The organism is Bacteroides sp. ET71 (assembly GCF_023336905.1).
GTDB lineage: Bacteria > Bacteroidota > Bacteroidia > Bacteroidales > Bacteroidaceae > Bacteroides.
The window spans coordinates 116,119-128,433 of the sequence record NZ_JAMBLS010000007.1 but is presented as its reverse complement, the minus strand read 5'-3'; the positions used below and the strand labels follow the sequence as shown (position 1 = coordinate 128,433).

The 12,315-nt window shown below is 49.3% G+C and carries 12 protein-coding genes; 6 read left to right on the top strand and 6 right to left on the bottom strand.

The genetic code is table 11. The features are described from left to right. Nucleotides 1-289 (top strand): YkvA family protein (locus M3090_RS06175; RefSeq protein ID WP_249054587.1); only part of this gene is annotated, 289 nt, incomplete at its 5' end. 5 nt (nt 290-294) lie between these two features. Here M3090_RS06175 and pgeF read toward each other — a convergent pair. From pgeF to hpt, 5 genes are all read right to left on the bottom strand, one after another. Next, nucleotides 295-1,581: a peptidoglycan editing factor PgeF gene (gene pgeF / locus M3090_RS15900; RefSeq protein ID WP_317239143.1), complete on the bottom strand. Its 1,287-nt coding sequence runs from the start codon at nt 1,579-1,581 to the stop codon at nt 295-297. Nucleotides 1,582-1,583: 2 nt separating this feature from the next. Beyond that, nucleotides 1,584-2,780, bottom strand: coding sequence for a GTPase ObgE (obgE, locus tag M3090_RS06160; protein WP_249054586.1), 1,197 nt, complete (start codon nt 2,778-2,780; stop codon nt 1,584-1,586). A 10-nt stretch (nt 2,781-2,790) separates the two neighbouring features. Then, a complete protein-coding gene (locus tag M3090_RS06155) occupies nt 2,791-3,876 on the bottom strand; it encodes an HNH endonuclease (RefSeq protein WP_249054585.1) in 1,086 nt (361 codons plus the stop codon). A gap of 105 nt (nt 3,877-3,981) precedes the next feature. After that, on the bottom strand, nt 3,982-4,554 hold the full coding sequence (locus tag M3090_RS06150) for an adenylate kinase (protein WP_249054584.1): 573 nt from the start codon (nt 4,552-4,554) through the stop codon (nt 3,982-3,984). Nucleotides 4,555-4,645: 91 nt separating this feature from the next. After that, nucleotides 4,646-5,185: a hypoxanthine phosphoribosyltransferase gene (gene hpt, locus M3090_RS06145; RefSeq protein ID WP_249054582.1), complete on the bottom strand. Its 540-nt coding sequence runs from the start codon at nt 5,183-5,185 to the stop codon at nt 4,646-4,648. A gap of 477 nt (nt 5,186-5,662) precedes the next feature. Between hpt and M3090_RS06140 the strand changes: the two genes are divergently transcribed. From M3090_RS06140 to M3090_RS06125, 4 genes are all read left to right on the top strand, one after another. Beyond that, entirely contained in the window at nt 5,663-6,649 is a 987-nt protein-coding gene (locus M3090_RS06140) for a TolB family protein (protein ID WP_249054579.1), read from the top strand. Nucleotides 6,650-6,688: 39 nt separating this feature from the next. Continuing rightward, nucleotides 6,689-7,408 (top strand): outer membrane beta-barrel protein, encoded by a 720-nt coding sequence (locus tag M3090_RS06135; RefSeq protein ID WP_249054577.1) that lies wholly within the window; start codon nt 6,689-6,691, stop codon nt 7,406-7,408. Between the two features lie 273 nt (nt 7,409-7,681). After that, nucleotides 7,682-9,052, top strand: coding sequence for a DUF5723 family protein (locus M3090_RS06130; protein ID WP_249054576.1), 1,371 nt, complete (start codon nt 7,682-7,684; stop codon nt 9,050-9,052). 97 nt (nt 9,053-9,149) lie between these two features. Further along, nucleotides 9,150-10,670, top strand: coding sequence for an NAD(P)H-hydrate dehydratase (locus tag M3090_RS06125; RefSeq protein ID WP_249054594.1), 1,521 nt, complete (start codon nt 9,150-9,152; stop codon nt 10,668-10,670). Here the strand turns inward: M3090_RS06125 and M3090_RS06120 are convergent. Beyond that, nucleotides 10,654-11,340 carry a DUF5715 family protein gene (locus M3090_RS06120; RefSeq protein ID WP_249054575.1) on the bottom strand — a complete coding sequence of 229 codons (687 nt, stop codon included), beginning with the start codon at nt 11,338-11,340 and terminating at the stop codon, nt 10,654-10,656. The genes M3090_RS06125 and M3090_RS06120 overlap by 17 nt on opposite strands. Nucleotides 11,341-11,489: 149 nt before the next feature. On the opposite strand from M3090_RS06120, the gene truA reads away from it, so the two are divergent. Further along, nucleotides 11,490-12,245 (top strand): tRNA pseudouridine(38-40) synthase TruA, encoded by a 756-nt coding sequence (truA, locus tag M3090_RS06115; RefSeq protein WP_249054574.1) that lies wholly within the window; start codon nt 11,490-11,492, stop codon nt 12,243-12,245. The last annotated feature ends 70 nt before the right edge of the window (nt 12,246-12,315 follow it).

The window sequence follows — 12,315 nt, the reverse complement described above, 5'->3', positions numbered from 1 at the left end:
TAGGAATATAACTAAAGGCCGTACATATAAAGCATTGATTATTTTGCTATCAATCATTTACGTCATCAGTCCTATTGATTTGGTACCAGATGTGCCGCCGGTAGGTTGGAGTGATGATATTGCAGTGCTACTATTAACACTATTCTACGTGTTCTACGTGTTACAAGGGAAAGACGATGTGTTTTCCAATTTGTTTAGCACCTTGAAATGGGCTGTAGCATTGGGAGGAATCTTGATTGTTCTCTTGTTAGCGCTCTTGGTGCTCGTTGCTGTTTCCCTGATAAGATAAGAGAGTCACATCAAGATTCCCGTCAGTATCCGCCCAGACTGTGCCCCCAGTCGTCGTGCCGAGAAGAAATCGTCGCACCGTGTATAGGTGCAGATGCCACACATTTCGATGGCACGGGGCGGCACCCCGAACTCCAGCAGTTGCAGGCGATTGGCTTCGGGCAGGTCGATGTGCCACTTGGATTCCTTGCGGGCAATGCGTTCCATGGGGAAGCCGGCCTGGTGGAAGGAGTTGTAGACTTCGTTGCCCACCTCGAAGGCTAAGAGGGAGATGCCGGGGCCAATGCAGGCCAGTAGGTCGGCTCCGTCGGTACCATAGAGGGTGTGCATGCGTTGGAGGGTGCGGCTCGTTATGGACTGCACGGTGCCGCGCCAACCGGCATGGATGGCTGCTATGGCATGGTGTCGTGGGTCGTACAACAGGACTGGGATGCAGTCGGCTGTGGAGACGCAAAGGCAGATGCCGGATTGGTCGGTGAGGGTAGCGTCGATGCCTTGGAGCAGTTGGCGACGTTGGTCGGCGGGAGAGGCGAGGTAGGTGTCGTCAATGGAGAGGATGCCCGTGCCGTGTGTCTGATAAGGGATGACGAGCTCGCGCGGACGGTGGGGCAGGGCTTCGAGCAGGAGAGCCTGGTTGCGGGCCACGTGTTCGGGGCAGTCGCCCGTGTAGGGAGTGCAGTTCATCGAGGCATAGGGGCCGATGCTCGTTCCTCCCTGGCGGGTGGTGCTGAAGCAGAAGACGTCGGGCTGATAGGCAAGATGACGCACGAGGCGGATGTCTTTCCCGACCTTGAACACCAGATGCGGCATGTCTACTCCCTTATAGTGCTTCACGATTCGGTCTACCCGGGTCATGCCGTTGCGCAGAGCCACCCGTTGGGAGGGGAGGTTGGTGTCGCGTATGATGGAGTAGACCTCCCGGAAGCCAAGCGTCTGAAACGCATACTCCCGACAGGCTCGGGCAGCCTCGATGGCAAATCCCTGGTGCCAGTAGGCACGACGCAACAGGTAGCCGATTTCTGGAACTCGGTTGCCCCCGTAGTCCTGGAGCGTAAGGCCGCACTGCCCGATCAGGGTGCCGCTGCTTTTCTCCACCAGGGTCCAAAGTCCGAAACCGTCCTCCCGGTAACGGCGCAGTTGCTTGTCCAGCCATGCTTGCACTTCCTCCCGGCTGAACGGTCCCTCGTAGGCATGCATCACCTCCGGGTCTTGCAGCAGCAGACAAGCGTCGTCGAAGTCTTCTTGCCTCAGTTCGCGGAGCAGGAGCCGGCGGGTTTCCAGGATAACTTTCATGGTCACTGCTGTTCCTTGTCGTTTTCCTCTTCTTCGTCCCAGTCTTCTTCGTATTCGAAGTCTTCCAGGTCTTCGATGTCGTCCTCGTCCACGTATTCCACGCTGAGGTCTTCGTCGGCCCCCTCCTCGCGTAGTTCTTCGGCCAGGTGGCTCATATCCTTGGAGCGATGGGCAATGCTTTCGATGTGCCCTTCTATCTTATTGCTCTCTTTGTTCAGTTCCGTCCAGAGAATGTCTTTCAGCACATCGATGCCCAGTCCGCTGACGGAGGAGATGAACACATGCGGGATGCCGGTGGGCAGCGTCGGTTCTATTTCGTCCATCAGTTCCTGGTCCAGCATGTCACACTTGGTGATGGCCAGTACGCGCTGCTTGTCCAGCATCTCGGGATTGAATGTCTTCAGTTCGTTCAGCAAAATGTCGTACTCCCGGGCGATGTCATCCGCATCGGCAGGTACCATGAAGAGCAGCAGTGAGTTGCGCTCGATGTGGCGCAGGAAGCGCAGTCCCAGGCCTTTGCCTTGGCTGGCCCCCTCGATGATGCCGGGGATGTCCGCCATGACAAACGATTTGCCTTCGCGGTAGGACACGATGCCCAGGTTGGGCTCCAGCGTGGTGAAGGGATAGTTGGCAATCTTCGGCTTGGCGGCCGACACGGTGGAGAGCAGGGTCGATTTGCCTGCGTTGGGGAAGCCCACCAGACCTACGTCGGCCAGCAGTTTCAGCTCCAGGATGACGGTCATTTCCTGCATCGGCTCGCCTGGCTGTGCGAAGCGCGGTGCCTGTCGCGTGGCGGTGCGGAAGTGCCAGTTGCCCAGTCCACCGCGTCCGCCTTTCAGCAGAATGACCTCCTGCCCGTGCTCGGTGACGTCGCACAGGTATTCGCCCGTCTCGGCGTTGTAGGCCACGGTTCCGCAGGGCACTTCTATCACCTTGTCCTCTCCGTCCTTGCCGAAGCTGCGGTTTTTCGAACCGCTTTCGCCGTGTCCGGCCAGCACGTGTCGCTGGTACTTGAGGTGCAGCAGCGTCCAATAGTTGCGGTTGCCGCGCAGGATGATGTTGCCGCCGCGTCCGCCGTCGCCGCCGTCGGGTCCGCCCTTGGGCATGTACTTGGCGCGGTGCATGTGTGTGGAACCCCGTCCGCCCTTGCCCGAGCGGCAGTATATCTTCACGTAGTCTACGAAGTTTGATTCTGGCATAATCTTGTATTCAAAAATGGTTATTATGAATAATCTTTATGTTCTCTTCTATATGTTTTTGTTGGTGACAGCTATAACAAAGAGTTTCCAATTCATCATTTTCATATTCCCACGGTTTTATATATTCTCCGTTTTTCTTTTTGTACACTTTATGGTGAACTTCAAGATTAACCGTATTCAATTGATATAGTGGAAAAATAATGCTGTATTGGTTGTAAGAAAGAATACCTATTCCTCTATATGCTCCATGATAATAATCTCCTTCCTCACTAACACAATGTGATAATACGAATTTATCATTCGTGTTTCCGTTTTCACTGTACTGCCAATATAAAGTCCTTTTCTTATTATAGTAATCTTTTACTTCATCATTGTATGGCCCCCAGTACCACATAGATTCGTTTGTTGATAGTAGTTGGTTAGAAAAGAAAATTCCTTTTATTGTTTTTACTGTTTCCTTGATAAGAAAAGGAGTGGTATGTATGTAGTAGTTATACTCATATAGGTAGAGTTTTAAAGAAGGTATATAACCATGAGATATAATGGATGATCTCATCTTTCTCATACACTGTTCTTTGATGGGAACAATTTTTGAACTTTCGTACTTAAAACCATACTCGTATTCTGGTATATCCTTATTTAGGATAGAAGGAGTAGGAGTCCATTTCCTACAGATTGTATTGAAAGTTTTTATATTTTCAACGTATTCTGTTCTATTATTTCCCTTTAGTAGATATTCTTTCAATTGAATAATATCATTTAGAACAATGCTGTTATAACATCTTGTACAAGTATAAAAATCTCTTCTCTTGATTTCATTGCTTTTATCTATCCATCTCTGATCAGATAATAGCTCTTTATAAACATCATTGGAACCTGTCTTGATAGAAGGCTCTAATACATTTTCTATGCTATTTACTATCTGAATAAGTTCTTCTTGTGATATCCGGGTAGTCCAATCCTTTGTATGGTGCGGGTCATATATGTCTATAATATTCCTTCCTTCGGACTTAAGCATAACTTGCCCGATAAGTTCAGGATATTGCATGATAAATCCTTTTGCCTCTTTCCAAGTATCACAGATTATTTGAACCATATTTATTAATGGGATAATACGCAAAGATACGAAAAGTGCACTGAATTCAGTGCACTTTTATGGGGAAATTGCACTTTTTATAGTGCAAATCCGTAGGATAAGAGTTTATTTCACTTTATCAATCGCCTCGCAGATATCCCCCGTGATGCGTTCCAGTTCGCCCAGTCCGTTGATGTGGCAATACTTGCCCTCTTGCTTGTACCAGTCGATGAGGGGAGCCGTCTGGCTGTGGTAGACGGTGAGGCGCTTGCGGATGGTCTCCTCATTATCATCGGCGCGTCCGCTCTGCTGTCCGCGCAGGATGAGGCGGTTCATCAGTTCGTCTTCGGGCACTTCGAGGTCCAGCATGATGCTTACTTCCTGACCCCGCTCGGCCAGCATTTTCTTCAGCGCTTCGGCCTGGGCGATGGTGCGGGGAAATCCGTCGAAGATGACTCCCTTCGAGTCCTTCAGCCCGTCGAGCGTGGAGGCCAGGATGTCCACGATGAGGTTGTCCGGCAACAGTTGGCCCTGGTCGATGTAGCCCTTGGCCGTCTTGCCCAGTTCGGTGCCGGCTTTGATTTCGGCACGAAGCACGTCTCCGGTAGAGATGTGGTTGATGCCATATTTTTCTACGATTCTCTCACTCTGTGTGCCCTTGCCTGAGCCGGGGGCACCGAAAATTACGATGTTTAGCATTTTATTAATGGTGAATGGTTAATGATTAATGATTAATGGTTAATGGTTAATGGTCAATGGGCTGCGCGTGGAACATCCTTGCCATTTACCATTAATCATTAACCACTGTATAAATGTCTTTGTAGTTTCGTCCCAGTCCGTCGTAGTCCAGTCCGTAGCCCACGATGAAGTCGTTGGGAATCTGCATGGCCACGTATTCGATGTCGAGGTCCACTTTCAGCTTTTCCGGCTTGAGCAGCAGGGTGGCGATGTGGATTTCCTTGGGACGTCGCGTGCCCAGCGTCTCGAGCAGCCGTTGCATCGTCAAGCCCGTGTCTACAATGTCTTCCACGATGACGATGGTACGGTCCGTCAGGTCTTCGCTGATGCCGATGACCTCCTTCACCTTGCCCGTCGAGGCTATGCCTTGGTAAGAGGCCAGCTTGACGAACGAGATTTCGCAGGGGATGGTGATGCGTTTCATCAGGTCGGCGGTGAACATGAACGAGCCGTTCAGTACGCTGAGGAACAGCGGATTCTTGCCGACCAGGTCGCGGTTGATTTCTCCGGCCACGCGTTCCACCTCGCGCAAGATGTCCGCCTCGGGAATGGATACGGCAAATTGTTTGTCTTTTATTTGTATAATGTTCATAACAGAGATGCAATTTGGTGCAAAAGTACGATATTTTTTGCTTAGTCGCAATCTTCTTTTCCACAAATCCCTTGAATCCTCTCTTCCAGTCTCTTACTCCAGGCTTTCGGGTGGGGCGGCTTCTTCCGTTTTTCGGGCTTGCTTTTTCTTCGGTGTGGCCTTGCCTTTTGTTCGAAATGGCGTTGCTTCTTCTTCATCCTTCCGTGCCGTTGTTTTCGGGCTCTCCGTTTGCTTTATATATATAATGGTTAAAACGTCTGTGGACTCTCTGCCGTTGCAGTCCGGCAAATCTTTGCCTGGCTTGTGTCTTGCACATGTTTCCACGGGGTTTAGTGTTTTTTAACGTAGTATTCTTTTAAATTCATTAATAATTGCTTTCATTTGCATATCCGAAGAGAGGCCGGGGTGCCTGTTCAGGGCACTCTCTTGCAGGAAATGCAAGCGTCCTTTCGTCGGTGGATTTAAACGGAGAGTATTATGATACATAGCATGAAAAGATGGCTGGCCGCAGCTTTGAGCTTAACCTTTGTTGTCACCATGTCTGCACAGCAGGTTGATTATTCAGTCGTGGCTGTGCCGGAAGAATCCGGGAATGACTTCATACGTATTACGACCGATGCCGATTGTGTCTGCCTGCCGCAAGTCAAGCGGACCAAGGGTCATATAGACTGGTTCTCGAACCGTATTCTCGATATCACGCCGGGTGGAGACTACATCGCTTACCTGTCTGCCCGGAACAATACAACCAACATTTTCATTAAAGACCTGAACAAACAGGGCGGCTCCACGCAACGCACCAACCGCACGGCCGTGGTCGACTTCACCTTTTCGCCCGACGGCCGCTATCTCTGCTTTTCGGAGACGCGCGGCAAAACCAACCAGATATTCCGCACCGATGCCCGCAAAGGCTACGTCTGCCGCCAAATCACCAACGGCGCGCAAGACTATTCGCCCGTCTATTCGTCGGACATGAAACAGATTTTCTTCGCACGCCTCGAAGCGAAAAACGTCAGCATCTGGAGCTACGACGTCAGCAACAATTTCCTGTCCACATACAGCAACGGCATGAATCCCTGCCCCTTGCGCAACGAGACCGCCTTTATCTGTTCGCGCATCAACGCTGCCGGGCTTAGCGAGTTGTGGAAAATCAATTACGTCACAGGTACCGAAGAATGTATTATCTCCGACGCCGAGCGCAGCTTCACTTCCCCCATCGTTTCGCCCGACGGCCGCTGGGTGCTCTTTGTGGGCAGCAGCCGCATTGTCAGCGGGAACATCAACTACCTGAATACCGACCTCTACGTCGCCCGCTTGGACGGCACGGAGATGACGCAACTGACCTACCACGCGGCCGACGACCTCAGCCCCGTGTGGAGCCAGGACGGAAAATACATCTACTTCATCTCTCAGCGCGGCAGCGCTACGGGAGTGGCAAACGTCTGGAAAATGACATTCAATTATTGATTCATTAATAGTTTTATTAACCATTTAATTTTACAAGTTATGAAAACATTGAAAGCTTTGTTGGTTCTGGCCTTCGTTGGCTTGGCAGGTACTGCTTCTGCGCAGTTCGCAAATTCTGGTTCTTCTGCTTCTGGTAGCAGCATTTGGACGACTGTGAATACCGATGGGTACAACCGCGTGTATGTGAGTTATTTGCCTTCTACGTTGAAAGTAGATGGCCTTGATGGAGATGATTTAGGTGATTTAGATGATATTCGGAAATTGAAAGGGAGCTTTGAGATTGGTTATTTAAGAGGTATTGGCTTGACACAGAAAGTTCCTCTTTATTTGGAAGTAGGTGGTGCTTTGCAATATAGACATTCTAAAGCTGATATCGAAGGACTTGATTTTAAGGTTAACATGTTCTCTTTAAATATTCCTGTTAGTTTGGCGTATAGAATCAATATTAACGATGATTTCGCTATTGCCCCGAATTTTGGTTTTGATTTCCGTATTAATATGACTGGAAAATTGAAGGCTGAATATGATGGTAAAGAGTTGATTGATATGAATCTGTTTAAAGATGAAACAATAGAAGATGAGTATGGCGATTCATATAAAACAGAAGCTTGGAAACGTTTCCAGGCCGGTTGGCACATTGGTGTAGGTTTTGACTACAAGGCTCTTCACTTTGGCGTAAATTATGGTACAGACTTCAACGAAATTACAGAAGATTGCAAGATCGCAACTACTTCTGTGAGATTTGGCTATAATTTCTAATCCAAACAAACGTATTACCAACAGAAACAATCAGCCAACCGGCCTTCAGGCCGGTTGGCTTTTCTTTTGCCTTTATTTCTCTTTTTATTTTCAACATTTCCGCATAATTGTTCTTCTTTTTGCAGAGAAACACGTATCTTTGCATTCGTTAAGATTATGGGCGTCGCTGGAACTCCCATTTCCTGCGGGCTTCTGCGTCTGTTATGTTATTGTTTTATGCCGAAGGAGGAAGCCATAGGCAACCAAACACAAGTAATGATTATGAGAAAAAAGATGCACACAAGTCTTAAACATGTAGCCTGGACGTTGGCATTGTTACTCGTTCCCGTGGCCGGACAGGCACAATTCCTGCGCACGTCCTATTTTATGGATGGTGCCGGCAAATTGCAGCTCAACCCTGCCAACCTGCCTTCGCGCGGCTACGTCAATGTGCCGGCTCTGGGTATGTTCAACGCTTCGGCTTACACCAATTCACTGGGTACGCAGGACTTCATCGACATGTTCGACGCCGGAGATGATTTCTGGGATTCTCCTTCGTTCAACAAGAACTTGAAGGACATGAACAAGGCTTCCATCTCTCTAAACACGGACATTATCTCCTTCGGATTCTATCGGAAGAACGCTTTCTGGTCGTTCAACATTGGTTTGCGCACCGACGTAGAGGGAGCATTCCCCCGCGGCTTGTTCGACTTCCTGCGCGACATGCCGGGTGATGACCTCACTGATTGGAACAACCAGCACTTCCAGTTCAGCGAACAAGAACTGGCTGTAAATGCCTATGTAGAAGTAGGCGTAGGCTATGCACGCCCCATCGGCGACCGCTTGACTGTGGGAGGTAAGTTCAACTTCCTGCTGGGTGCCGGCAACTTGAATTTGAGTATTAATAATGTCAATATTTCTTCTAATAACCTATATGATTCTGATGACTATCTGAATCCCGATGCTTCGGCAGATATCAATATTGATGCCCGGGCAGAAGGAAATGTAGAAGGGCTCGACCTCATCTCTGAGGATGGCTATGTAGACGATGTAGAGTACAATAACTTCGGCATCAGCGGTTACGGTGCAGGTATCGACTTGGGTGCCACTTATCGTCTGCTGGACAATCTGACTCTCTCGGCTGCAGTATTGGATTTAGGCTTTATCAAGTGGAGCAAGAGCTCGTCCAACGTTATCCAAGCCAGCACCAATGAACATTACGATGCCAACAATGTAGGCGACTTCATCGACCGTGTATCGGGTGGCGATGTCATTGACCTCGACCTCCTTCAGATGCAGGAAGATGGTGAGAAGAAAGCCCGTACAACCCGTCTGCCGACTACGTTGGTGCTGGGTGGCGAATATTCTTTCTTCAATGACAAGCTCTCTGCCGGTATCCTTTCCACAACTCGTTGGGGGCAGGTCAATACGTTGAGCGAACTGACCTTCTCGGCCAACTTCCGTCCGGCCCGCGCCCTCAATCTGGCTCTCAGCTATTCCATGTTGCAGACTGCCGGTAAATCTTTCGGCTTTGGCATCAAGCTGGGACCTCTGATGGTAGGTACGGACTATATGTATTTGGGGGAGAACTCGCGCAGTGTCAATGCCTACCTGGGCCTGTCTTTCTCAATGGGCAAAAGCCGCAAGAATGCCTGGGGTAAGTAATCAAGTAATATAATATAGTAGGAAAGCTGTTCATAGACGACACGCTTTTGCAACTAAATTCGTACTTTTGTTGCGTATTTAAAAGTAAAAGCGCATGATGAAAATATTTCCTACTGCCAGCATCAAACAGCTTGATGCTTACACCATAGAAAATGAACCTATTGCTTCCATCGACTTGATGGAACGTGCCGCCCGTGCTTTGGCATCAGCCATTGCCGGGCGGTGGAGTAAAGAGACCAGCTTCACAGTATTTGCCGGGCCTGGAAATAATGGCGGAGACGCATTGGCCGTAGCCCGTTTGTTGGCAGAAAAAGGCTATCGGGTAGAAACTTTCTTGTTCAATACAAAAGGTGGTCTTTCGCCTGATTGTGCTACTAATATGGAACGGTTGGCTGCATTGCCTGATGCCAACTTTCATGTAATCACCTCACAGTTCGTCTTCCCGAAACTGACAGCCGAAGACGTAATTATCGACGGACTCTTCGGCAGCGGTCTCAACAAACCGTTGACCGGTGGGTTCGCCGCCGTTGTGAAGTTTATCAATGCTTCGCCGGCACAAGTCGTGGCTATCGATATCCCTTCGGGGCTGATGGGCGAGGATAATTCTTATAATGCACCGTCGGGCATTGTGCATGCAGACCTTACTCTTAGTTTGCAACTCCCGAAACTTTCTTTCCTCTTCTCCGAAAATGAACCCTACGTGGGCGAATGGCGTTTGTTGGATATCGGTTTGAGCCGGGATGCCATAGCCCAGATGCCGACAGATTACTCGATGACAGAACCGGCGGATGTAGCCATGTTATTAAAGCCGCGCGATAAATTTGCACATAAAGGACATTTTGGCCGTGCCTTGCTCATTGCAGGTTCGCAAGGCATGGGCGGAGCATCGGTATTGGCTGCACGTGCCTGTCTGCGTTCTGGGGTGGGCTTACTGACTGTACACGTGCCTTTCTGCAACAATACACTTCTTCAAACGGCTGTCCCTGAAGCCATGACGGAAATAGACTTAAGCGATATCTGTTTTGCAACGGCCACTGATACCAATGACTATCAGGCGGTAGCCATAGGGCCGGGATTAGGCCGCTTGCCCGATACGGTGAATGCTTTGGCAGAACAGATTGAAACGAGCGAGACACCTATGGTATTGGATGCCGATGCTTTGAATATTTTGGGTGAAAACCGGGCTCTGTTGTCTCGGTTGCCCAAGGGCAGTATTCTGACCCCGCATCCAGTGGAATTAGAGAGACTGGTAGGCAAATGTCGAAATTCATTCGAACGTTTGGAACGTGCACGTGAGCTGGCCCGCAACGCCGATGTGCACATTGTACTGAAAGGGGCCTATACAATTGTCATTGCACCCGATGGAACATGCCGTTTCAACACGACAGGCAATCCTGGCATGGCAACGGGAGGGAGTGGTGATGTGCTGACAGGCATCCTTTTGGCTTTGTTGGCACAAGGCTATGCACCCGGCGATGCGGCTGCATTAGGTGTCTGCGTGCATGGGCGTGCCGGAGACTTGGCAGCCGAAGAATTGGGGCAAATCGGCATGACGGCCGGTGACATTATAGCCCATTTACCTCAGGCATGGAAAGAACTGGCTACTTTACGCGAGTAGTAATATGGAAGCAGGCTTGGCGGATTTCGTATTTTACGTAACATCTCCCAGCCTGCTTTAAATCGCGAAGCACTTCGGCTAAGACTAATTTCAAAGTGTCAGCACCAACATCTTGCAAAGGACGGCCATCGGGATCTTCCACCTTTTCAAAACGTTTCCAACTGATGTCAAACGTAGTGCCATAAGCGTGCGTGGAATTGATTGTCGCATTGGTGTTGCGCCGGCGCAACCGTTTTACGTCATTTTGTGTGCGGAGGACAGAAGTAACTATGATGCGGTTGGGGTTAAGACCCTTGCAGGCCAGTGAATCGAGAAAGTTTTGTCCGATGGTGTCCAGCAACGTGGCTGCACCGGGAATGAGGTAGGGGATAGAATGAGTCAGCGAATCGATGGAATAACGTTCATTATCGTCTATAAAAGTGAGTTTATCCGTCATCTTTTCCGCTGCCTCCCGTGAAGCAATGGGAGCTATGCCGATGGTTTGGGCTATGGCCAGTTGGCGGTCGTTACGGTCACCGAAGGTACGTCCAAAATTGGATACGCCGTGAATGTTGTGCGGTTGATTCATTTTCATAGTCAAATCTTCTTTTCTTTTGCAGCCAGCGAAGGCAAATACACCGCATAAACAAACAGTGAAAAAGAGAGGGAATATACGAATTTTGTTATACATAGTTATAATAGTTAGTGGATGAACATTAACAGCCTTGTGGGCGAAAAATCATGCAAAGATACAACACCCCAGGCAGGTGTGAAACTCTTTTTCCAGTTTTTTCCGTACCTTTGCATCCGGATTTTTGAAACAACAGACCGATAAAGAACGTGCAACGATATTTCATTTATCTTTCATACGACGGAGCCAACTATCACGGGTGGCAGGTACAGCCCAATGGGGAAAGCGTTCAGGCATGTCTGGAACGTGCCCTTTCCATTTTGTTGCGTCGAGAGACCGATGTGACAGGTGCAGGGCGAACAGACGCAGGAGTACATGCAGCGCTTATGGTGGCACACTTTGATGCCGAACAAACGTTGGATTGTGCGCTGATGGTAGATAAGCTGAATCGTTTGTTGCCTCCTGATATTGCCATACATGCTTTGCGTCCTGTAAGGCCGGAAGCCCATGCACGCTTCAGTGCCACATCCCGAATGTATCGTTATTATGTCACTACCGCCAAAGACCCCTTTCGGCAGCAGTATCATTTGAGGCTATTTCACGAACCGGATTTTCATGAAATGAACCGGGCAGCAACTGTTTTGATGGAATATCTGGATTTTACCAGTTTCAGTAAATTACATACAGATGTGAAAACGAACATTTGCCATGTCACGGAAGCTCAGTGGACCCGGTTAGACGCTGTGACGTGGGTTTTCACCATTCGGGCCGACCGTTTCTTGCGCAACATGGTGCGAGCCATTGTAGGAACCCTGCTGGATGTAGGGCGAGGAAAATTGACAGTCGAAGGTTTCCGGCATATTATCGAGGTGAAAGACCGCTGTAGGGCCGGCACCTCTGCTCCGGCACAAGCTTTGTTCTTAGCGGATATTACCTATCCCGAAAGTCTGTTTCTTTCATACTGAATGAAGTGTACAGATACTAAGTAGAGTCTTTCCGTTGTCCTTCATGTGATAATAGCTACGTTATATTCCC

What these genes read in the sequence shown, in the direction of transcription:
- pgeF (WP_317239143.1), bottom strand. Translation starts at nt 1,581, where the DNA reads ATGAAAGTTATCCTGGAAACCCGCCGGCTCCTGCTCCGCGAACTGAGG.
- obgE (WP_249054586.1), bottom strand. Translation starts at nt 2,780, where the DNA reads ATGCCAGAATCAAACTTCGTAGACTACGTGAAGATATACTGCCGCTCG.
- M3090_RS06155 (WP_249054585.1), bottom strand. Translation starts at nt 3,876, where the DNA reads ATGGTTCAAATAATCTGTGATACTTGGAAAGAGGCAAAAGGATTTATC.
- M3090_RS06150 (WP_249054584.1), bottom strand. Translation starts at nt 4,554, where the DNA reads ATGCTAAACATCGTAATTTTCGGTGCCCCCGGCTCAGGCAAGGGCACA.
- hpt (WP_249054582.1), bottom strand. Translation starts at nt 5,185, where the DNA reads ATGAACATTATACAAATAAAAGACAAACAATTTGCCGTATCCATTCCC.
- M3090_RS06140 (WP_249054579.1), top strand. Translation starts at nt 5,663, where the DNA reads ATGATACATAGCATGAAAAGATGGCTGGCCGCAGCTTTGAGCTTAACC.
- M3090_RS06135 (WP_249054577.1), top strand. Translation starts at nt 6,689, where the DNA reads ATGAAAACATTGAAAGCTTTGTTGGTTCTGGCCTTCGTTGGCTTGGCA.
- M3090_RS06130 (WP_249054576.1), top strand. Translation starts at nt 7,682, where the DNA reads ATGCACACAAGTCTTAAACATGTAGCCTGGACGTTGGCATTGTTACTC.
- M3090_RS06125 (WP_249054594.1), top strand. Translation starts at nt 9,150, where the DNA reads ATGAAAATATTTCCTACTGCCAGCATCAAACAGCTTGATGCTTACACC.
- M3090_RS06120 (WP_249054575.1), bottom strand. Translation starts at nt 11,340, where the DNA reads ATGTATAACAAAATTCGTATATTCCCTCTCTTTTTCACTGTTTGTTTA.